This window comes from Streptomyces sp. NPDC002671, assembly GCF_053592475.1.
In genome coordinates, this window is sequence record NZ_JBSFVU010000007.1 from 194,060 (window position 1) to 215,259 (window position 21,200).

Annotated in this window: 19 protein-coding genes, 1 tRNA gene and 1 pseudogene; 8 read left to right on the forward strand and 13 right to left on the reverse strand. The window is 70.6% G+C overall.

Features of this window, described 5'->3' with window-relative positions; all coding sequences use genetic code 11:
* Positions 1-12: 12 nt before the first annotated feature.
* From ACWD35_RS13100 to ACWD35_RS13110, 3 genes and pseudogenes are all read right to left on the reverse strand, one after another.
* Positions 13-264 (reverse strand): annotated as a pseudogene (locus ACWD35_RS13100) (DoxX family membrane protein); the annotation flags it as partial.
* A 6-nt stretch (positions 265-270) separates the two neighbouring features.
* Positions 271-2,175: an FAD/NAD(P)-binding protein gene (locus ACWD35_RS13105; protein ID WP_451351272.1), complete on the reverse strand. Its 1,905-nt coding sequence runs from the start codon at positions 2,173-2,175 to the stop codon at positions 271-273.
* A gap of 161 nt (positions 2,176-2,336) precedes the next feature.
* The gene (locus ACWD35_RS13110; RefSeq protein WP_451351273.1) at positions 2,337-2,567 is read right to left on the reverse strand and encodes a DUF2277 domain-containing protein; all 231 of its coding nucleotides are present in this window, start codon (positions 2,565-2,567) and stop codon (positions 2,337-2,339) included.
* A 93-nt stretch (positions 2,568-2,660) separates the two neighbouring features.
* On the opposite strand from ACWD35_RS13110, the gene ACWD35_RS13115 reads away from it, so the two are divergent.
* Together ACWD35_RS13115 and ACWD35_RS13120 are read left to right on the forward strand one after the other, a co-directional pair.
* The gene (locus ACWD35_RS13115) at positions 2,661-3,560 is read left to right on the forward strand and encodes a ketopantoate reductase family protein (protein WP_451351274.1); all 900 of its coding nucleotides are present in this window, start codon (positions 2,661-2,663) and stop codon (positions 3,558-3,560) included.
* A 134-nt stretch (positions 3,561-3,694) separates the two neighbouring features.
* Positions 3,695-4,033: a hypothetical protein gene (locus tag ACWD35_RS13120; RefSeq protein ID WP_451351275.1), complete on the forward strand. Its 339-nt coding sequence runs from the start codon at positions 3,695-3,697 to the stop codon at positions 4,031-4,033.
* Between the two features lie 49 nt (positions 4,034-4,082).
* Here the strand turns inward: ACWD35_RS13120 and ACWD35_RS13125 are convergent.
* Positions 4,083-4,154, reverse strand: a tRNA-Val gene (locus tag ACWD35_RS13125).
* Positions 4,155-4,378: 224 nt separating this feature from the next.
* On the opposite strand from ACWD35_RS13125, the gene ACWD35_RS13130 reads away from it, so the two are divergent.
* The 4 genes from ACWD35_RS13130 (at position 4,379) to ACWD35_RS13145 (ending at position 7,507) form a co-directional block, all read left to right on the forward strand.
* Positions 4,379-5,146 carry a DUF4097 family beta strand repeat-containing protein gene (locus tag ACWD35_RS13130; protein WP_451351276.1) on the forward strand — a complete coding sequence of 256 codons (768 nt, stop codon included), beginning with the start codon at positions 4,379-4,381 and terminating at the stop codon, positions 5,144-5,146.
* A 74-nt stretch (positions 5,147-5,220) separates the two neighbouring features.
* On the forward strand, positions 5,221-6,621 hold the full coding sequence (locus ACWD35_RS13135) for a hypothetical protein (RefSeq protein ID WP_451351277.1): 1,401 nt from the start codon (positions 5,221-5,223) through the stop codon (positions 6,619-6,621).
* Between the two features lie 109 nt (positions 6,622-6,730).
* Entirely contained in the window at positions 6,731-7,279 is a 549-nt protein-coding gene (locus ACWD35_RS13140) for a DUF4383 domain-containing protein (RefSeq protein ID WP_451351278.1), read from the forward strand.
* A gap of 9 nt (positions 7,280-7,288) precedes the next feature.
* Positions 7,289-7,507 (forward strand): FmdB family zinc ribbon protein, encoded by a 219-nt coding sequence (locus ACWD35_RS13145; protein ID WP_451351279.1) that lies wholly within the window; start codon positions 7,289-7,291, stop codon positions 7,505-7,507.
* 46 nt (positions 7,508-7,553) lie between these two features.
* On the opposite strand, the gene ACWD35_RS13150 is transcribed toward ACWD35_RS13145, so the two are convergent.
* Genes ACWD35_RS13150 through ACWD35_RS13160 form a run of 3 tightly spaced genes read right to left on the reverse strand, consistent with a single transcriptional unit; the run spans position 7,554 to position 12,017 of the window.
* Positions 7,554-8,369, reverse strand: coding sequence for an HAD family hydrolase (locus ACWD35_RS13150; protein ID WP_451351280.1), 816 nt, complete (start codon positions 8,367-8,369; stop codon positions 7,554-7,556).
* Positions 8,369-10,819 carry a phosphoribosyltransferase gene (locus tag ACWD35_RS13155; RefSeq protein ID WP_451351281.1) on the reverse strand — a complete coding sequence of 817 codons (2,451 nt, stop codon included), beginning with the start codon at positions 10,817-10,819 and terminating at the stop codon, positions 8,369-8,371. Before ACWD35_RS13155 ends, ACWD35_RS13150 begins: the two co-directional genes overlap by 1 nt.
* Before the next feature lie 13 nt (positions 10,820-10,832).
* Positions 10,833-12,017, reverse strand: a complete 1,185-nt coding sequence (locus tag ACWD35_RS13160; protein ID WP_451351282.1) for an HpcH/HpaI aldolase/citrate lyase family protein — start codon at positions 12,015-12,017, stop codon at positions 10,833-10,835.
* A gap of 177 nt (positions 12,018-12,194) precedes the next feature.
* On the opposite strand from ACWD35_RS13160, the gene ACWD35_RS13165 reads away from it, so the two are divergent.
* Positions 12,195-13,001, forward strand: coding sequence for a TerD family protein (locus ACWD35_RS13165; protein WP_451351283.1), 807 nt, complete (start codon positions 12,195-12,197; stop codon positions 12,999-13,001).
* On the opposite strand, the gene ACWD35_RS13170 is transcribed toward ACWD35_RS13165, so the two are convergent.
* The 6 genes from ACWD35_RS13170 to ACWD35_RS13195 all read right to left on the reverse strand — a co-directional run bounded on the left by ACWD35_RS13170 (position 13,002) and on the right by ACWD35_RS13195 (position 17,477).
* Positions 13,002-13,736 carry a TerD family protein gene (locus ACWD35_RS13170; RefSeq protein WP_451351284.1) on the reverse strand — a complete coding sequence of 245 codons (735 nt, stop codon included), beginning with the start codon at positions 13,734-13,736 and terminating at the stop codon, positions 13,002-13,004.
* Between the two features lie 102 nt (positions 13,737-13,838).
* Complete coding sequence (locus ACWD35_RS13175) at positions 13,839-14,978, reverse strand: DUF475 domain-containing protein (RefSeq protein WP_451351285.1); 1,140 nt, start codon at positions 14,976-14,978, stop codon at positions 13,839-13,841.
* A gap of 49 nt (positions 14,979-15,027) precedes the next feature.
* Positions 15,028-15,606 carry a TerD family protein gene (locus ACWD35_RS13180; RefSeq protein ID WP_451351286.1) on the reverse strand — a complete coding sequence of 193 codons (579 nt, stop codon included), beginning with the start codon at positions 15,604-15,606 and terminating at the stop codon, positions 15,028-15,030.
* A gap of 114 nt (positions 15,607-15,720) precedes the next feature.
* Positions 15,721-16,296 (reverse strand): calcium homeostasis/redox stress adaptation protein, encoded by a 576-nt coding sequence (locus tag ACWD35_RS13185; protein WP_451351287.1) that lies wholly within the window; start codon positions 16,294-16,296, stop codon positions 15,721-15,723.
* 141 nt (positions 16,297-16,437) lie between these two features.
* Positions 16,438-16,896, reverse strand: a complete 459-nt coding sequence (locus ACWD35_RS13190; protein ID WP_451351288.1) for a peroxiredoxin — start codon at positions 16,894-16,896, stop codon at positions 16,438-16,440.
* Between the two features lie 143 nt (positions 16,897-17,039).
* Positions 17,040-17,477 carry a DUF3052 domain-containing protein gene (locus ACWD35_RS13195; RefSeq protein ID WP_451351289.1) on the reverse strand — a complete coding sequence of 146 codons (438 nt, stop codon included), beginning with the start codon at positions 17,475-17,477 and terminating at the stop codon, positions 17,040-17,042.
* Positions 17,478-17,940: 463 nt separating this feature from the next.
* Here ACWD35_RS13195 and aceE point away from each other — a divergent pair, with 463 nt between their 5' ends.
* Entirely contained in the window at positions 17,941-20,688 is a 2,748-nt protein-coding gene (aceE, locus tag ACWD35_RS13200; RefSeq protein WP_451351290.1) for a pyruvate dehydrogenase (acetyl-transferring), homodimeric type, read from the forward strand.
* Positions 20,689-21,200: the final 512 nt, after the last annotated feature.

The window sequence follows — 21,200 nt, forward strand, 5'->3', positions numbered from 1 at the left end:
CCAGGTCCCGCATCAGACCGCTGTCGGAGTCTTCTCCGCGGCCGGCTGCTGCTGCGTCGCCGTGCGCCGCGACAGCTCGCCGCCGTTCCGGTGGACGTCGAAGTAGGCGTACGCCATCGAGCCCGAAGCGACCAGCGCGGCCCCGCGGGTGCCGAGGCCGAGCAGCACCAGGCCGCCGCCGGCCAGCTGGATCACGGCCGCGTACCAGCCGGGCCAGGTACCGGCCGCGATCGTGCCGCCATCGGTGCCCACGGCGCCGCCGAGGCGAACCTAATCAATGCTTGCAAGTTCAACATCAGGTTGCGACGCCTGCCCCACCCTCGGTTCCGCTTGCGGTTCCGCTTCGGCCATGGCCGCACGCAGCACGGCCCGCGCCACCGCGTCGGCGTCCGAGAGCGTGACCGAGTCCACCCCCGGCCGGGCACCCGCAGCCGTCACCCAGTGCACCCCCTCCGTGGGGACACCGAAGGCGAACCTCCGTTCCTGCACCCGGCCTTGACGGTCGATCAGGTGATAGGGGCGCCGCGACACGTCCAGCCCCCCGGTCTCGTAACCGTCCACGGTGTGCGGCCGGCAGCCGCCGTCGGCGAGCAGCCGGACGAGCAACTCGTCGGCGGTGCGCCGCAGATCGGGTTCCGGAAGACGCGCCTCCACGAGGGTGGTCACACGGACGTCCGAGCCCGGCACCTCCGGCGAAGACGCCACCCACGCACCCTCCCCGGCACGCACGTCGAGACCCGGACCCAGCACCTCCACCACGCCCGCCTCCAGCAGAGCGGCCAGTTCCTCGATCCGGCGCCGGGGCGGGCCGATGGACAGGAAGGCGTTGAGCGGGGTGTACCAGCGGTCCAGGTGCGTACGGCGGGAGGCACCGGTCAGCCCGGCGTGGTCGACCACCAGCCGTATCTCGTTGCGCAGATCGCGCAGCACGTCGAGGGCCGCCTTGAGCGGGCCGCGCACATTGCCCAGGGCAGCCTGCGCGGCGTCCTTGCGCAGATACCCCAGCAGCCATGCCCGCCACTGGCCCGGATCGGCGAACTCCCGCTCCCCGTACGGCCGGGAGACCCGCTCCCAGCACCAGCGGTCGCCGCCGCTCACCCCGAACTCGTCCAGAAGCAAAGCCTCTTTCGGATCGCCATGGGGTACGGCGAGGAAACGGCCCGCGAAGTCCGACCGCCCGGTCAGGGCGCTGTAGTAGACCGTCTCCACCTCCTTCGCCACCAACGGCCATATCTCCGCGAGGAAATCGGGTGCGTCACCGGAGTCGGCGCGCTCACGGAAGCCCGCTGTCACCTCCGGGGTGAGCACCAGCGGGGTGTGCCGGCCGTACGGGCCCTTGGCGTTGTCGCCGCGGGCCTGGTACGGCACCCCGCGCCGCGACCCGGCGTACAGGCGCGGCTCCCGGCCCGAGGGCGCATAGCGCAGCGCGCCGTCCGCCGCCCGGCTGAAGCGACCGCCCCTGCCCGTGGTCAACAGGGCCATGTGATCGAAGAAGTTGAGGCCGAGGCCGCGCAGCAGCACCGGTTCGCCGGGCGCGAGCGCCGAGAGGTCGACGTCGGCCGGATTGGCGGGCGGGACGTGGCGCAGCCCGTGCCGGGCCGCGTGACCGGCCGTACGGCGCCCCTCCTCGTCCGCCGCCGCGGGCAGATGCCCCTGGGCCAGCACCACCGCCGCCAGGCCGGACAGCACCCGGTCGTCGTCGAGGGTGAGCACCTGGCGGCCGTCGGCGCTCTCGTCGAGCCGTACGGCACGGGCCCGATACGTCCGCACGCGCACCGCCGGGGGCGCCTCCCGGACGGTCTTGGCGAACACCCACTCCAGGTAACGGCCGTAGTGGGCGCGGGTCGGGTAGTCGTCGGGGCCGAGGGTGCCGCCCGCCCACTCGTACAGGCTGGGGCCCGGCCGGATCGGGCCCACGCAGGTCACGCCGGGGTCCGTGAACAGCGTCACCTGGCTCGCCACGGTGTTCATCAGCAGCTCGGCCGGCTGCGCGGTGCGCCACACCAGGCCGGGCCCGGGCGGCGCCGGGTCGATCACATGGACCGTCAGCCGGACACCGGGCGGGAGCAGCTCCGGCACGGAGGCGCAGAGACGTTCCAGCACGCTGGTGCCGCGCGGTCCGGCCCCGACCAGGGCGACGGAGACCGCGGGGAATTCCTGGGTCGGTGCAGACAAGGGCGCGCTCCCGGGCGATCGGCGTCCGCCGGCTCAAGCGGACGGGGCGCCTCATCTTGCCCTGTGCGGCTTAACGGCCTTGCATGTTGCCCGAGTTGTCTCTCTTGCCAGGGTGATTGGCGGATAATGCGAGGTTTCCCGCACCCCTTCGGGACGCGCGCCTACCCCCCGCTCCGCACCGACTGCCCTCGCACCTCCAGCCCCCCGAGCAGTTCCGCCGTCGCCTCGGCCACCGCCGCCACCGCCCGGTCGAACACCTCGCGGTTGTGGGCGGCGGGGGCGCGGAAGCCCGAGACCTTCCGTACGTACTGCAGCGCGGCGGCGTGAATGTCCTCGTCCGTCGCCTCACCAGGCAGTACGGGCGGACGCAGCGTCTTGATACTCCGGCACATGTCCCCAGTCTGGCCCAGCGGGCCCGACCCTGCGAAGATCATGGCCAAGGCGGCCACCGATCCCCGGGGCCGACCGACGAGAGGAACAGCCTCATGGCTCTCCAGAACACCGTGGCCATTCTGGGCCCCGGCGGCACGGGCGGCCTCCTCGCCGCCCTCCTGTCCCGCTCCGGCCATCGCGTCATCTGCCTGGCCCGCGAGGAGACGGCCGACACCCTGCGCGAGACCGGAATCCACGTCCGCAGCAGCCAGTTCGGCGACTTCACCGCCGCCGTCGAGGCGGACACCGAGCTGCGCGAGCCGGTGGACGCCTGCGTGATCGCCGTCAAGCACACGGCACTCGACGCTGCCCTGACCCGCATCCCGCCGGCCACCCTGGGCGACGCCCTGCTCGTACCGCTCCTGAACGGCGTCGAACACCCCGCGACACTGCGCGCCCGCTACCGCCCCGACCGCGTGGCCCCCGCCGTGATCCGCGTGGAGTCCACCCGGCTGGCCCCCGGAGTGATCGAACACGGCAGCCCGTTCACGGAGCTCGACCTGGCCGGGGAGGCCGTACCGCGCGCCAGCCTCGAATCCCTTGCGGCCCTGCTGGCCGCCGCCGGGACGACCGCCCGCGTGGTCGAGGACGAGACGGCCACCCTGTGGGCCAAGATGGCCTTCCTCGCCCCGTTCGCCCTGCTCACCACGCGGTACGGCGTCCCCCTCGGCGAGGTCCGCACCCGCCACCGCGAGGAGCTGGAAACCCTGGTCGCCGAGACCGCCGCGGTCAGCCGCGCCTGCGGCGCCCCCGCCGACCCGGCCCAGGCCCTCGCCCGCTACGACGCCTTCCCGCCCGCCGCCAAGTCCTCCATGCAACGCGACGCCGAGGCAGGCCGCCCGCTCGAACTGGACGCGATCGGCGGGGCCCTGCTCCGCGCGGCGGACCGCCACGGCGTCCCGGTGCCGCTGACGACCCGCCTGGTACGGGACCTGCACGAGGCCGGCCGCTAGGCGGCGGGCGGCTGAAGCACAGCTACCCCCTGGTCCGCGGCCACTCGGCCGCGGACCACTCCATCGACTGAACCTCACGGCGAACCCCCTGAGTGAACTCGCCTCTCAAAATCGAACAGGCGTAGCATTAGCGCGTGGCTACGACCTATGAATTCCCCAGTGACCTCCGCGCCGGTCAGGAGGAGCTGCATCAGGTCCGGGCCGAGCTGTCGGCCCTGCTCAAGCGGCTGCCCTGGTCGGTCGCGCCGATGGACGCGTTCACCGACGACACCAGCTGGCGCAGGGTCGAGCGGCCCGCCTCCCCCGGCTGGACGGAGGACGAGCAGGCCGAGGTGGAGAAGCTGCGACAGCGGGAGCACGAACTCGCGGTGTTCGTCAGCGGCCACCGCTACTGGGCCGAGGTCGCGGCAGCGGACCGAGTGGAGGCCCGCATGCGGCTCAAGCACGCCCACGAGGACCTGCCGGAAAAGTAAGGAGTAACGCAAAAGCCCCCGGCCACGATCGGCCGGGGGCTCCCGTCGGTGGGCGCGGACGGTTTCGAACCGCCGACATCCTGCTTGTAAGGCAGGCGCTCTACCCCTGAGCTACGCACCCGCACCCCGGGCAATGCACCCAGGACGATTCGACAGCCTACCTTGCCCGGGGCGGTGCACCGCAAACCCGTTACGTGCCCGTCCAGGCCCGACCGGGGGTTATCCCCACCCCCGATACGGAAGCCCGCCGGATCGCGGTCGCCGTCGTAGATCATTTAGTTTCACCCCTGTAAGAACGCAATCCGACCGCGTGCCGTCGCAGGCCGGTTCAGGGGGAGATGTCGTATGAGTCGTTCCGTTCCCGTTCGTCTGGCTGCTGTCGCCGTGCTGGTGGGGGGTGTGGTCGCGGGGGTCGGCGGCTGTGCGTCCGCCGGTGACGACCAGCACCCCGACCACCGGTCCTTCGCGCTGCACGGTCGTACGCTCACCATCGACTCCGACGACTCGGCGCTGGAGGTCGTGTCCGCCGCGTCGAACCGGGCCGGTACGGTCCGGGTCACCCGGTGGTTCGACGGGTCGGTGCTGGTCGGGAGTGGGCCGAAGGTCAGCTGGGCGATGAAGGGTGACCGGCTGGTGCTGCGCGTGAAGTGCTCCGGCCTGCTGGCCGACTGCTCCGCCAAGCACCGTATCGAGGTGCCGCGCGGGGTCGCCGTCAAGGTGGAGGACGGGGACGGCAGCATCAGCGCGCGGGGGTTCACTGATGCGCTCAGCGTGAGTACGGCCGACGGGTCCGTTCATGTCACCGACTCCACCGGGCCCCTCCGGCTGCACTCCGACGACGGTTCCCTGCGTGCGGAGGTCTCCTCCCGCCAGGTGCGGGCCAGCACCGCCGACGGCTCGATGGACCTGGAACTCGCCGCCGTGCCGGACCTGGTGGACGCCCGTGCCGCCGACGGCTCCGTCACCGTGGTCGTTCCGCGGGCCCCGTACCGGGTGTCGACGGAGACCGGTGACGGCGCCACCCATGTGTCCGTCCCCCGCGACGACAGCAGCAGCCATGTGGTGTCCGCCCACACCGCCGACGGAAGCATCACCGTGCGTACGGCGAACTGACCGGCCCGTGTGTTCGTCCTCTACGGGTGGGAGAATGACACCCGGCCAGAGCGAACCACAGCACGGGAGGGGAAGTGACGGCGACACCGGGCACGCAAGCCACGCAGCCGTACCCGCAGCCGCCGACCGACCGGCCCCGGCGCGGGCCCACCCCGCTGCGCGACGCCCTCACCCTCATGAGCCTGCCGGTGCTGGCCGCGCTCGCGCTGCCCGCCGCGTTCGCCGGTGGTGGCACCCGGCGCTGGTTCGGCGGGCGGGCGGAGAGCCAGCGGGCCGAGGCGCAGGCCGCGAAGGACGCCGCCGCGGCGGCGTTCTACGAACTCGACACCGCGCAGCGGGATCTGAGGATCTCCATCGAGACCATCACGGCGGTGGACGACTCCCCCGCCGCCCGGCGCGCCGTCTCCGACTTCGCCGCGCTCGGGCAGCGCATCGACGAGGTCAGCCACCGTTACATCGAGGCCGTCGACGCCCATGACCTCGATCGGGACGACCTGGAGGCCTCGACCGCGATACGGGCGCGCGGCGAGCTGACCGCGGCCAGGGACGAGCTGGTCCGGGTCAAGCAGGAGCTGGACCGGTTCGGCAGCTCGCTCGGGCCGCTGCTCGGCAAGGCCGAGACCCAGCTGGCCCGGCTGGCCCCGGCAGTGGAGCGGGCCCGGCAGGCGTTGCTGGCCGCCAGCAACGCCCTGGACGCCGTACGGGAGAAGCGGCTGCGGGCCGACGACCTCGCCGGGCGGCTCGCCGCGCTCTCCCCCGAGCTGACGAAGCTGAACCAGGGCGCCGGACAGCACGGCGTGGCCCAGACGCTGGAGCGGGCCGAGCGAGTGCAGCGGGAGGCCGGGGCCATCCGGGCCGAGGCCGAGCGGCTGCCCGGGAAGGCCGCCGAGATCGACCACCGGCTGGTCTCCCTGCGCACCCGCGCCCAGGCGCTGACCACCCGCGCCGGGCAGATCGACCCGGTCCTCAGCGAGCTGCGCCGGCGGTTCGCGGCGGCCTGCTGGCAGGACCTCCAGCACGTGCCCGAGCAGGCCGCGCAGAACGTGCAGCAGGCCGAGCTGAAGCTGCGCGAGGCGCAGGCCGCCCGGGACGCCCAGCGCTGGCCGGACGCCACCTCGCTGCTGTCGACCGTACGGGCCCTGCTCAACACCACCGACGAGGCCGTCTCGGCCGCCCGCGACCGGCTGGAGCGGCTGAACGCCGTGCAGAAGGATCCGCAGCAGGAGATCGAGCGGACCCGGTTCGCGATCCGGGACGCCCAGCGGCTGGCCATGACCGGGCGTACGTCCCCGGATCCGCGGCACGCCCGGCCGCTGGACGACGCGGTGGCCCGGCTGGAGCGGGCGGTCGGCACGCTGGAGGGCCGGCACCCGGACTACTGGCACTTCCTGACCGAGACGGACGCCGTACGCCAGACGGCGGCGCGGGTGGTGGCGCAGATCCGCGGGGAGCGCGGGGGCGGCCCCGCGCACTGAGCCAGGGGCCCGCACGGGGGCCTCGGGGGCTCGCGTGTTGCCGGGTGGTGCGGGGCGGCGGATATTGGGAGGGATGCATGGCCTCCGGCAGCACCCGAGGGAGGCGGACATGGCCACACACGCAGTGCACCCGAAGCACACGAGGCAGCGGTCCCGGATCCAGTTCGACCAGCACCTGCCCGTCGATCACCGGCTGAGCACGATCTACCGGATCGGCGCGGGGCTGATCGGAGTGTTCCTCGTCGTCTTCGGCATCCTCGGTGTGATCGACCACATCGGGTTCTTCAACACCGGCGGCCACACCGTGGCGGGCCTGAACAGCAACGGCGCGCTCAGCGTGCTGTCGATCTGCGTCGGCGCGGTGCTCCTCCTGGGCATGGCGATCGGCGGGAACGTCGCCTCCACGCTGAACATGGTCTTCGGAGCGCTGTTCGTGCTGAACGGCTTCCTGTTCCTGGGCCTGCTGGACACGTCCCAGAACTTCCTCGCGTTCAAGATCCAGAACGTGCTGTTCAGCTTCGTCGTCGGCATCCTGCTGATGACCTTCGGCATGTACGGCCGGGTCAGCTCGACCCTGCCGCACGACAACCCGTACTGGCGGGCCCGGCACCCCGGAACGGGCGGACAGGAGCAGACGCGGTCCGACCGTCCCGGCTAACCTGTGCTCATGCCTCGCTACGAGTACCGCTGCCGGACCTGCGGCGACACGTTCGAACTGAGCCGTCCCATGGCGGAGTCCGCCGCCCCTGCGGAGTGCCCTGCGGGGCATGACGACACGGTGAAGTTGCTGTCGGCGGTGGCTGTGGGCGGTACGGCGGCGGCGCCCGCCTCGGCGCCCCGGGCGGGCGGAGGCGGCGGCTGCTGCGGCGGGGGCTGCTGCGGGTAGCTCGCGCCCACGCGCGGAGCCGCATATCGATACAGCCCCGCGCCCCTCAGGGCGTTGCCCTGCGCGTCGCTTTCAAGAACTCCCGGAGGATCCGCTCCCCCGCCAAGACCCCCCGCTCCTGCAGCGCAGCGATCTCCGGTGCCGTCCAGCCCTGGTCCGCCAGTTCGCCATGGCCCGGGCGCCAGCCCCGGTCGGCGGCCAGGAGCAGGTCGGCGTCGAGGAGTGAGTCGCCGGCGGCCAGGGTCAGCTCCGCGCCGGTGCGGCGGGCCAGCTCGCGTACCGCCGCGCTCTTGGTGAGCGGCTGCGGGACGGCGTAGATCTTCCGGCCCTGGAGCGAGACGGTCCAGCCCCGGTGCTCCGCCCACACGGACAGTTCCTTCACCCACTCCTCGGGCAGCAGCTCGCGCTCGACGACGAGGTAGGCGAACAGGTCCTCGGCGACCCGGTGCTTGCGCACCCACGCGGGGTCGGCGGACGTCATCAGGTGTTCCTGCACCTCCGCCAGCGGCGCGCACTCCTCGGCGAGGCGGGCCTGCACCGTGGCGTGCCAGTCCGCGTCCGTCACCCCGTCGACCAGCAGGTGGCCGCCGTTGGCGCAGATCGCGTACTTCGGGGGCGGGCCGGGCAGGTTGATGCGCTGGTACTGCTTGCGGGTGCGGGTCGTGGTCGGCACGAAGACGGACGTGTCGCCGAGGTCGGTCAGCAGCTGGGCCGCGGTCTCGGTCATGTAGGAGAGCGGCTTGCTCTCGTGCACCTCGACGCAGAGCAGCCGGGGGGCGCGCGCGTCGGGCATGGTCAGCGCGAGGGCCGCCGAGGAGTAGATGAGCGTACGGTCGAGGTCGCTCGCCACCAGCACCGCCATCAGACACCCACCGCCTTGCCGTCGGCGCCGGTCGCCCCGCGCGTGTACTTCGGATGGATCAGGCCGACGCAGGTGTACGGCAGTTCGCCGACCTCCTCGACGGGGACGCCCCGCTGTTCGGCGAGCAGGCGTACATGGTCCAGGTCGGCGCCGGCCCCGGCGCGCGCGAGGATCTTCCAGGGGACCCGGCGCAGCAGCACCCGGGTGGTCTCGCCGACGCCCGGCTTGACGAGGTTGACGTCGTGGATGCCGTACTCCTCGCTGATCCGCTCGACCGCCTGCCAGCCGGCCCAGGTCGGTGTGCGGTCCTCGGCCATCAGTTCCTTGGCGGCCGTGGCGACGGCGTCGGCGACCTCCGGGAAGCGTGCGGAGACGGCGTCGAGGAAGGCCACGGAGACGTCGGCGCCGGCGAGTTCGCGGTAGAACTTGGCGCCGTGGAAGTCGTCCGGGCCGACCAGGTCGGCGCGCAGGACCGTACGCGAGATCAGGCCGGACACCGTGGAGTTGAGGCAGGCGGAGGGGATGAGGAAGTCCTCGCGGGTGCCGTAGGTGCGGACGCAGGAGCCGGGGTCGGCGAGGACGGCGATCTCCGGGTCGAAGCCGGTGATGCCCTCCTTCGCCTCGAACTCCTCGACGGCCTGGGCGAGTTCGCGGGTGATGGCGCCCTTGCCGGTCCAGCCGTCGACGAAGACGACGTCCCGGGGGTCGTGGTGCGCGGCGAGCCAGCGCAGCGCGTTGGCGTCGATGCCCCGGCCGCGGACGATCGAGACGGCGTAGTGGGGCAGGTCCAGCCCGTGGCGGTAGGCGGCCCAGCGGCGCATGAGGATGCCGACCGGGGTGCCCGCGCGGGCCAGGGACACCAGGACCGGGCGGGGCGACCGCTCCGCTATGACGGTCTCGGTCACGACGCCGACCGCCTGGGCGAGCCGGGCGGCGGAGGCGTCCAGGGCGGTGTGGAACAGCTCCTGGTACTGCCGGCTGGGCTGGTACTCCACCGGCAGCGACTCGGCGTAGTGGGCGCCGCCGCTCTGGATGGCCTCCTCGCGCTCCTCGGTCGGCGCCTCCAGCGTGACGTCCGAGAGGTCCTGGAGCAGCCAGCCGACCTCGTCGGGTGCGTACGAGGAGAAGGCGGGGCCGCGGAGGGGCTCGGACAGCATGACCGGCCTTTCGGAAGACGGGTGTGCGGGGACGTAGGACGGGACGACCGCCAGCAGGACGTGCGGTGCGTGTGCCGCGAGCCGGGCCAACAGGCCGTCGGGGGCGTGCAGTTCGGTGGTGTCGGCGGCCGAGTCGAGCACGGCGACGACGGCGTCGAAGCCGGCGCCCGCGACGTTGTAGGCGTAGCGCTCGCCGGGGCCGTCGGCGGGGTCGTCGTGGGCGGGGAAGGCCAGGCGGGTGCGGATCGCGTAGCCGGGGTCGTCCACCGCGAGGACGGGCGAGCGGGTGGTGGTGGAGAAGCGCACCTCGGCCGGTACGAGCTGCTCCAGCTCGCGGGCGAGCCGCAGCGGCGCGTACATCAGCTCTTCGAAGCCGAGGACCAGGACACGGCCGCGGCCGGCGTCGGCGGGGAGCGCGTCGGCGATCCGGGCGGCCATGGCGGGCAGCGCGGCCTCCAGGCGGGCCCGGTGGACGGGCGTGAAGCCGTGCCGGCCGCCGTCGGGCAGCCGGTGGGGCCAGCACAGGTCGACGCGGGTGATCCGGCCGTACGACGGCTCGGGCGCCTGCTGTGTGGCCTCGTGCTGGGCGACCAGCTCCTGCCCCTTCTCCAGGACGCCCTCGGGCAGCCGTACGGTCCCGGACGCGGCGGCGATCAGATCGACGCGGGCGCCGATCTCGGCGGCGAACCGCTCCATGCGGGCGGAGTCCTCCGGCGAGCGCATGTCGACCAGGGCGACCACGACGTACCGCCTGCGCGGATAGCGCTCGTGCAGGTCGCGGATGGTGTTCAGGACCGTGTTGCCGGTGGAGAACTCGTCGTCGACCAGGACCAGGGGCCCGTCGCCGGCCAGCAGAGCGGGGTCTTCCGGCAGCAGCAGATGAGACGTGGCGTGGGAGTGCGACTCCTCGAAGCCGCCCGCCCGGGCGACCCCGGCCACCGGCCGGCGCGTGGAGTGCAGATACGGCACCGCGCCGAGTCCGTCGGCGACGGCGTGGCCCAGCCCGGTCGCGGTCTCCGCGTAGCCGAGGACCACAGCGGTGGCCGCCTCGGCCTCGCCGAGCAGCGCGGCGGCCCGGCGGCCGAGGGCGACTCCGTGGCCGTACACCACGGCCGGCGACTGCGGTACGTGCTTGCCGAGCACGTGGGAGACCAGCAGATGCGCCCGCTTGGGGTTGCGGCGCAGCGCCAGCCCCAGCAGACCGGTCAGCTCCTGGTCGCCGACGAGCTCGACGCCGAGCCGCCGGGCGACCCAGCTGCCGGACCAGACCTGGTTGTTCACTGCCTTGTTCATCCGTCCCATGGGTTCAGCCGGGTATGCCGGCGGCGAGCAGTTCCACGAAGCCGACGTCCTCGTTGGCCACGCCGAACACCTCGGCGCGCAGCAGGGTGCGCTCGGCCCAGGCGCGGTGGGGCTTCACTTCGTTCATTTTGTTCGTGTAGGCGGACCGCAGGACGCCCCCGCCGTCGCGGTCCGGCCGCAGGATGTCCTGGGCGTCGCTGTACTCCTCGTGGCTGACGACGGACAGCGCGTGCACGGGCAGGACGTGGGAGGGGTGGATGCAGGTCTTGCCGAGCAGGCCGTTGGCGTGGTCCAGGGAGATCTCGCGCAGCAGTCCGTCCATGGCGTGCTCGATGAGCTTCTCGCGCAGTTCGACGGCCTGCATCTGGAGGAAGGGGCTCTGCCTGAGCTGCGGCTTGAACATGCGCTCGGAGGCGCGGAAGTACTCCCACACGGGCCCGGTCACGGTGAATCCGGTGCCGTCGGCCCGGCCGAGCATGTTGACGACGTCGGCGATCACGGAGGCGACGATCTGGACGTCGTACGCGGTCATGTCGGGGGCGCGGCGCAGCCCGTAGGAGGAGCAGAAGTCGGTGACGCCCAGGCGCAGGGCGAGGACCCGGTCGCGGTACTTGTCGACCGCGCGGGATATGCCCTCCAGGGTGTCCACACGGGATTCGCGGTAGAGCAGCTCGGGCGATTCCAGGACGGGCATGGCGAAGAGGCGGTGTCCGCTGTCGGCCTCGGCGTCGGCGAGGGCCTCCAGGAAGGGGATGCCGCGTTCCTCGGTGAACTTGGGCAGCACGAAGCCGGAGAGCAGCCGGGCGGCCGGGCCGAGCCGCCGTACGAGGTCGGGGATCTGCTCGGGGGTGCGGACGCGGATGAAGAGCAGGGGCGGCTCGGCTCCGGCGCAGGAGTCGTGATCGGCGCGGGCTGCGAGGCCGGCGAACTGCCGGACGAGGTTGTCCTCGCCGTCGGCGACGTCCGCGTCGTCTATGGAGTCCTCCAGGCACAGCACCATCGAGACCACGCCATTGTCGGCCTGCTTGACGATGTCGTCGGCAAGTCTGGGCCGGGTGGCGGGGCTGTAGAGCGTGGCGCCCAGGGCCGTGGCGAGCACCCTGGCCGGGGAGTCGGCAGAGAACGCGCACGGCTCCCGGTGGAAGAGGCGCTGTCGCACCTCGGGGGCGATGTGCCCGAAATGACGCATAGGACTCCCTCGATGGCGCGGGCCGAACCTCTGGATTGGGTAAAGGGTGGCCGGTAATAGTACGTAGGGATCCATGTCGGGAGTTCCCGTCGGGCATGAATTTCCGGTAACTCGCCTGTGTAGGCCGGAAACACCCCCGCATTGTCGTGACCAGGACCGAGAAGGCAGGATGACCGCATGACGCACGCGATGCTGAAGGGGTCGAACGTCCCGCTCGAGGCCACCACGGTGCGCGCCGTGCTGCGCTGGACCTCCGGGTCGGGGGTTCCGGACGTGGACGCCTCGGCGCTGCTGCTCGGTTCCGACGGCCGTGTGCGTTCCGACGAGGACTTCGTCTTCTACAACCAGCCCCGGCACCCCTCCGGGAAGGTCTGGCGGCTGGGCAAGAAGCGGATCGCCGAGGGACTGACGGACACGATCCAGACAGATCTGACCGGTGTCGAGCCCGGCATCAGCAGGATTCTGCTGGTCGCGTCGGCGGACGAGGTCTCCTTCGACCGGGTGCCCGGGCTGGGGATCGTGCTGTACGACGCCGCGGTCGCCGACGGGGAGCCGCTGGCCCGGTTCGACATCACGCCGGAGACCGGCGCGGAGACGGCACTCGTCTGCGGTGAGCTGTACCGGCGCGGGGAGGGCTGGAAGTTCCGTGCGCTGGGCGAGGGGTATTCGAACGGCCTGAAGGGCCTGGCCACGGACTACGGCATCTCGGTGGACGAGTCGGTGCCGGAGGAGGAGCCGTCCCAGCCCCGCCCGGAGCCGGTCACCTCCCAGCCGCTCCCCCCGGAACAGCCGACGGCAGCACTCCCGCACCAGCCGGCCTACGGCTATCCGCAGCCGGCGTACGGCTATCCCCAGCCGCCGACGTCCGCACCACCGGCGACGGCGCAGCCGGCGTACGGCTACCCGCAGCCCCATCCGGTCATGGCGGCCCCCGACCCGAACTTCCGCCTGCCGCCGCAGGGGCCGCAGTTCATCGGGCGGTAGCTACCGGTCCGCCTTGGTCTTGTAGCCCCGCCCCCACTGCAGCCCCCACCCGTAGAGCCGGTCCAGCTCCCCCTGGAAGCCGTACACGAACTTCACCTCGCGGCGGACGACCAGTTCGCCCTTCACGTTCTCGATCATCACCACCGCGCAGGAGCGGGCCTGCGGGTGCCGCTCGTCGAGGCCTATCTCGATGCGGGGGCCGTTGCTCGGGTACAGCGTGACGATCGCGTGCGTGCGGTCGAAGGCCGGTGTCTGGTCGTAGATGTAGACGAACACCAGCAGGCGCTTGATGGCGTCCCGGTGGTCGAGGTTGACGTACATCGTCTCGCCGGACCCCGAGCCGAACCGGTCGTCGCCGCTGAGCTTGATGTACGGCGGTGCGTTGACGTCGCCGAGGTAGCCGCCGAGCGGCTGGACGACCCCCTTGGTGCCGTCGGCCAGCTCGTACAGGCAGCCCAGGTCGAGGTCGACGTTGACCATGCTCTGCCCGTGCCCGAGCACCTGTGCCGGCTTGAACGCCCGGAAAGGGTGCCGGAAGAGACTCGTGCGCTGGGTGATGTCGAAGTCGGACGTACGCATCCGCCAGGCCAGGTTGACGCGCAGATGGCCGGTGGCCGCGTCCTGTTTGGTGAGGGACACCTGCTGGTGCCGCCTGGTCAGTTCGATCGCGTTGGTCGCGGCGCTGCCGGAGTCGAACTCGGCGCGTCCGCCCCGCAGCCCGTCGAAGAAACCCATTCCCGCCCCCAGGTACTCGTCATCGCACAGTCGTCGAACGCCGTCGGGGCGGCCGACCCGTGTCAGCCGCCCCGAACAGAGCGTTCCTCATCGCGCGGGGTGTCACACCCCGGAGGAGACCTCGGCCTTCTCGTCGGAGCCGGACTCCTCGGCCCCGAGCGCGCGGTTGCGGCGCACGGAGGACCAGAAGGACCAGGCGATCATGACGACGCCGACGAGGCCGGTGATGACCTCGTTGATCTCGTGCTGGATGGTGACCATGAGGATCAGGGCCAGGGCGCCGATCGCGTAGTGGGCGCCGTGCTCCAGGAAGACGTACTCGTCGAGGGTGCCCTGGCGGACCAGGTAGACCGTGAGCGAGCGGACGTACATCGCGCCGATGCCGAGGCCGAGGGCCATCAGGACGATGTCGTTGGTGATGGCGAAGGCGCCGATCACGCCGTCGAAGGAGAAGGACGCGTCCAGGACCTCCAGGTAGAGGAACATGAAGAACGCGGCCTGGCCGGCCAGCAGCACCGCCGACTTCGGCTTGCCGGTGCGGGCGGCCTCTTCCTCCTCCTCGTGCTCGCGCTCCTCCTCTTCCTCCAGCCGGTCCTCGAAGTAGCCGGAGAGGCCGCCGACGACCATGTAGGTGATCAGGCCGGCGATGCCGGCGATCAGGACCGTCTGCGCCTTGTCGGCGTGGGCGCCGCCGTGCTGGTGGGCGTGGGTGGCGAAGGTGAAGGAGGTGATCAGCAGGACGATCAGGGAGATGCAGACCGACAGCATGTCGACCTTGCCGAGCTTGGCGAGCGGGCGCTCGATCCAGCGCAGCCACTGGATGTCCCGGTCCTCGAAGATGAAGTCGAGGAAGATCATCAGCAGGAACATGCCACCGAAGGCGGCGATCGCCGGGTGCGCGTCGGTGACCAGCTGCTGGTAGCGGTCCTTGTTGTTGAACGCGAGGTTGACGGCCTCGATCGGGCCCATCTTGGCGGTGATCGCGACGATGACGACGGGGAAGACCAGCCTCATGCCGAAGACCGCGATGAGCACGCCGACCGTGAGGAAGATCTTCTGCCAGAAGGCGTTCATCTTCTTCAGGATTCCGGCGTTGACGACCGCGTTGTCGAACGACAGCGAGATCTCCAGGATGGAGAGGATCGCCACGACGCCGAAGGCCTCCCACCCCCCGTAGAGGACGGCTGCGACCAGACCGACCGCGGTGACCGCGAACGACCAGCCGAAGGTTTTCAGAAGCACTGGCTACCCAATCGTGTTGGTACGGGTCTCCCCCGAGCCGTACTCGGCTTTACGAAACGTTGACTCCAAAGTCTAGAGCGATGCCGCGCAGACCCGACGCGTACCCCTGACCGACGGCCCGGAACTTCCATTCGCCCTGGTAGCGGTAGAGCTCGCCGAAGATCATGGCCGTTTCGGTGGAGGCGTCCTCGCTGAGGTCGTAGCGGGCCAGCTCCTGCCCGTCGGCCTGGTTGACGACGCGGATGAACGCATTCGAGACCTGGCCGAAGGTCTGGCCGCGCTCGTCCGCCATGTGGATGGAGACCGGGAAGATGACCTTCTCGCACTGGGTCGGCACCTTGGTGAGGTCCACCAGGATCGACTCGTCGTCTCCCTCGCCCTCACCGGTGAGGTTGTCGCCGGTGTGCTCCACCGAGCCGTCGGGGCTCTTGAGCTGGTTGTAGAACACGAACCACTCGTCGCCCAGCACCCGGTTGCCGGCGTCGCACAGCAGCGCGCTGGCGTCGAGGTCGAAGGGGGCGCCGGTGGTCGAGCGCGCGTCCCAGCCGAGCCCGATCATGACGTTGGTGAGGTTCGGTGCGGCTTTGGAGAGGGAGACGTTGCCTCCCTTGGCGAGCGTGACGCCCATGATGCTGGTCCTCCCCTAGTGGTGCTTCCCTGTTGTCCTGCGCGTCCGGCGCCGCCCCCAAACGGGTGCGGCGCCGGACGTCGGCACAGCTGCCAGGTGTCGTAGCTCGACGTGTCAGACGTTGACGCCGAAGTCCTGCGCGATGCCGCGCAGACCCGAGGCGTAGCCCTGGCCGATGGCCCGGAACTTCCACTCCGCGCCGTGCCGGTACAGCTCACCGAAGACCATGGCGGTCTCGGTGGAGGCGTCCTCGCTCAGGTCGTAGCGGGCGATCTCCGCCTCGTTGGCCTGGTTCACGACGCGGATGAACGCGTTGCGGACCTGGCCGAAGGACTGCTGGCGGTTCTCGGCGTCGTAGATCGACACCGGGAACACGATCTTCTCCACGTCGGCCGGGACGCCGGCGAGGTTGACCTTGATCTGCTCGTCGTCGCCCTCGCCCTCACCGGTGATGTTGTCGCCGGTGTGCTCGACCGAGCCGTCGGGGCTCTTGAGGTTGTTGAAGAAGACGAAGTGCTGGTCGCTCGCGACCTTGCCGGAGTTGTTCAGCAGCAGCGCGCTGGCGTCGAGGTCGAAGTCCGTGCCGGTCGTGGTGCGCACGTCCCACCCCAGACCGACGATGACCGCGGTCAGGCCCGGGGCCTCCTTCGTCAGCGATACGTTGCCGCCCTTGCTGAGGCTGACTCCCACGGGTCCTCCATGTGGTGTTCTGGGGCGGGGAGCCCCGTCGTGCTTCGGATATGGGATCAACGTGCCGATCCTAGTGACGGGTTCCCGCCCCCCGCAGACCCTGGACCCGAAGATTCACAGGTGTCGGGCCCGCGGGCCCGATCACAGGGTGTCGAGCGCCTTCACGTACTCGTTCAGGTCGCGGGCGTCCGGCAGGCCGTTCATGACGGTCCAGCGCACGACGCCCTCCTTGTCGATGATGAAGGTGCCGCGGACGGCACAGCCCTTGTCCTCGTCGAAGACGCCGTAGGCGCGCGAGACGTTGCCGTGCGGCCAGAAGTCGCTCAGCAGCGGGTACTCCAGGCCCTCCTGGTCGGCGAAGACGCGCAGGGTGTGCATGGAGTCGTTGGAGACGGCGAGCACCTGGGTCTCGCGGTCGGAGAACTTCGGCAGGTTGTCGCGCAGTTCGCACAGCTCGCCGGTGCACACGCCGGTGAAGGCGAAGGGGTAGAAGAGCAGCACCACGTTCTTGTCGCCGCGGAAGTCCGAGAGCTTCACGGTGCGGCCGTGGTTGTCCTTGAGCTCGAAGTCGGGCGCTTTGTCGCCGACCTGGATCGCCATGGTCGTGCTTCCCTTCGGTGGGCTGTCGGGGTGAGAGCGAGCACACGCTCGGAACCACCCTACGCAGCGATCACCAGGGCACGTACGGCAGCCGGGCTGGGCTGTGCGGCCCAGCCCGGCGACACATCAATCGTGACTCACGGTCACTTCTTCGACTTGGCCGCCTTCGGCGTCGCCAGACGCGAGCCGCTCCAGTCCTTGCCGACGCTGACGCTCTTGGCCGCCGTCAGGCCCGCCGTCGTCGCGGCTTCCGAGATGTCGCTCGGCTCCACGTAGCCCGAACGGCCGGTCTTCGGCGTAAGGAGGAGGATGGCGCCGCCCTCTTCGATGTACGTGGTGGCGTCCACCAGCGCATCCGTGAGGTCGCCGTCGTCGTCACGGAACCACAGCACGACGGCGTCGGCCACGTCGTCGTATTCCTCGTCCATGAGGTCGGCCTCGATGGTTCCCTCAATGGCCTCGCGGAGCTCCTGATCGACGTCGTCGTCGTAGCCGATCTCCTGGACCACCTGCCCGGGCTGGAACCCCAGCCTGGCGGCAGGGTTCGTCCGCTCCTCCGCGTGGTCCGCGGTCGCGCTCACGGGTTGCCTCCTGATCATGTCTTGGATGGGGGTGCCCCCGAGCTCCTTAAGAGCTTGGGGGAATCTCAGCCACGCGCGTGCGCGAAGCATTGGCCGTAGTCCACACGGGCGGAACGGATCGCGCAAGTACCCGGCCCTCGGGACCGTCGAAACGGTGACGATCCCGGCCGTGTCGCCGTGGCTTCTGGCACCGTATCCCGATTCTGCACCGCCCACATCACACGGGTGTGCCCGCTTTGCGCGGTTCGGAATCATCCGGCGATACACGGCTCGAACAACTTTGCCATGCCCGTCACACCCCGGGGCGTATCGTTGCGTTTTGACCGGTAGAGATGACGTACGCCGCCCCTAGGTACACGATGGGGAGCGGTGCAGGCACGTACAGGCACGAGCGCGGCCCGGGCGCAGGTACGAGCGCAGGCAACACGAGCAAAGAACCGGCCCTCGACAGGTAAGGAACAGCGTGGCTTCCGGATCCGATCGCAATCCGATCATCATTGGCGGCCTTCCGAGTCAGGTTCCTGACTTCGATCCCGAAGAAACCCAGGAGTGGCTCGACTCCCTCGACGCGGCCGTGGACGAACGCGGCCGGGAGCGGGCACGTTACCTCATGCTGCGCCTGATCGAGCGGGCGCGCGAGAAGCGCGTGGCCGTGCCCGAGATGCGCAGCACGGACTACGTGAACACGATCCCCACCCGGGCGGAGCCGTTCTTCCCGGGCAACGAGGAGATCGAGCGCAAGGTCCTGAACGCGACCCGCTGGAACGCAGCCGTGATGGTCTCGCGCGCGCAGCGCCCCGGCATCGGCGTCGGCGGCCACATCGCCACGTTCGCCTCCTCCGCCTCGCTCTACGACGTCGGCTTCAACCACTTCTTCCGCGGCAAGGACGAGGGCGACGGCGGTGACCAGGTCTTCTTCCAGGGCCACGCCTCCCCCGGCATCTACGCGCGCGCTTACCTGCTCGACCGCCTCACCGAGGACCAGCTGGACGGCTTCCGCCAGGAGAAGTCGAAGTACCCGAACGGCCTGTCCAGCTACCCGCACCCGCGCTCCATGCCGGACTTCTGGGAGTTCCCGACGGTCTCCATGGGCCTCGGCCCGCTCGCCGCGATCTACCAGGCGCGGATGAACCGCTACATGCAGGCGCGCGGAATCGCGGACACCTCCAGGTCGCACGTGTGGGCGTTCCTCGGCGACGGCGAGATGGACGAGCCGGAGTCGCTCGGCCAGCTGTCCATCGCCGCGCGCGAGGGCCTGGACAACCTGACCTTCGTGGTCAACTGCAACCTGCAGCGCCTGGACGGCCCGGTGCGCGGCAACGGCAAGATCATCCAGGAGCTGGAGTCGATCTTCCGGGGCGCCGGCTGGAACGTGATCAAGCTGATCTGGGACCGCACCTGGGACCCGCTGCTCGCGCAGGACCGGGACGGCATCCTCGTCAACAAGATGAACAGGACCCCGGACGGCCAGTTCCAGACGTACGCCACCGAGTCGGGTGCGTACATCCGGGAGCACTTCTTCGGCGACGACCAGCGGCTGCGCGCGATGGTCGCGAACATGACCGACGACCAGATCCTGCACCTGGGCCGCGGCGGTCACGACCACCGCAAGATCTACGCGGCCTTCAAGGCGGCCCAGGAGCACAAGGGCCAGCCGACGGTCATCCTGGCCAAGACGGTCAAGGGCTGGACGCTCGGCCCGAACTTCGAGGGCCGCAACGCCACGCACCAGATGAAGAAGCTGACGGTCGACGACCTCAAGCGCTTCCGCGACCGGCTGCACCTGCCGATCTCCGACAAGGAGCTGGAGTCCGGCCTGCCGCCGTACTACCACCCGGGCCGGAACTCGGAGGAGATCCAGTACATGCACGACCGGCGCAAGTCGCACGGCGGGTACGTCCCGACGCGCGTCGTGCGCTCCGAGCCGCTCGCGCTGCCGGACGACAAGACGTACGCGACCGTGAAGAAGGGCACCGGTCAACAGTCCATCGCGACGACCATGGCCTTCGTACGTCTCCTCAAGGACCTCATGCGGGACAAGGAGATCGGCAGGCGGTTCGTGCTGATCGCGCCCGACGAGTACCGCACGTTCGGCATGGACTCCTTCTTCCCGAGCGCGAAGATCTACAACCCGCTGGGCCAGCAGTACGAGGCGGTCGACCGGGACCTGCTCCTGGCCTACAAGGAGTCGCCGACCGGCCAGATGCTGCACGACGGCATCTCGGAGGCGGGCTGCACGGCGTCGCTGATCGCGGCGGGCTCGGCGTACGCGACGCACGGCGAACCGCTCATCCCGGTCTACGTCTTCTACTCGATGTTCGGTTTCCAGCGCACGGGTGACCAGTTCTGGCAGATGGCCGACCAGCTGGCGCGCGGATTCGTCCTGGGCGCGACCGCGGGTCGTACGACCCTGACCGGCGAGGGCCTCCAGCACGCGGACGGCCACTCGCAGCTGCTCGCCTCGACCAACCCGGCGTGCGTGGCCTACGACCCGGCGTACGCCTACGAGATCGCGCACATCGTGCAGGACGGCCTGCGCCGCATGTACGGCGGCGATGCCGAGCACCCGCACGGCGAGGACGTCTTCTACTACCTGACCGTCTACAACGAGCCGATCCAGCACCCGGCCGAGCCGGCGGGCGTGGACGTCGAGGGCATCCTCAAAGGCATCCACCGGATCGGCGTGGGCACGTCCGGCTCGATTCCGGCGCAGATCATGGCGTCGGGCGTGGCGGTCCCGTGGGCACTGGAGGCGCAGCGGATCCTCGGCGAGGAGTGGAACGTCCGGGCGGACGTCTGGTCGGCGACCTCCTGGAACGAGCTGCGCCGCGAGGCCGTGCAGTGCGAGGAGCACAACCTGCTGCACCCGGACGAGGAGCAGCGGGTGCCGTACGTGACGCGGAAACTCGGCGGCTCCGAGGGGCCGTTCGTGGCCGTGTCCGACTGGATGCGGTCGGTTCCGGACCAGATCGCGCGGTGGGTGCCGGGCACGTACCAGTCGCTGGGCGCGGACGGCTTCGGCTTCGCCGACACCCGGGGCGCGGCGCGCCGCTACTTCCACATCGACGCCCAGTCGATCGTGGTCGCGGTCCTGACCGAACTGGCCCGCGAGGGCAAGGTCGACCGCTCCGTACTGAAGCAGGCCATCGACCGGTACCAGCTGCTGGATGTGACGGCGGCGCATCCGGGAGCGGCGGGCGGCGACGCGTAGCGCTGCGCCGGGCTTGAGCAGTACGACTGCCCGCAGCTGGGCAGGTGAGCCGACCTGCGCGCGCCGCCCCCCTCCGGCGGCGCGCGCCTCGGCTTGTCCGTCCCCCCTGTCCTGCGGAGGACTTCACCCACTGTGACCTGCGGCGTGTGCCGGGGTCGAGGGATCTTCAGGGGCGTCACCCTGATAGGCGAAATGGGCTGACTCAGCCGGGGACACGGACCCTCGTCCCCGGCCTGCCGTGGCGGCCTTCGGCGGGGTGACAAGGGTCACCGACCGGCAGTGGAGCGCGGGCGGCGGCGTCGGTGCGGAAGCGATCCGCGCGCCGACCGGGGCGTACGTCGGCCAGGTGGGTCCTGCGCTCACCGGGAACTGGCGCAGCACCGGAGATCACCCTTGAGATCACTGCGGGTTGGCCGAGTGAGATCACTACGGGACGTTCGAGGCCTTCACGAAACGTGAGACCGATCACTCTGTTACCGCGAGACCCTCCCGTTCTCCTAGTGTGTCCTCCC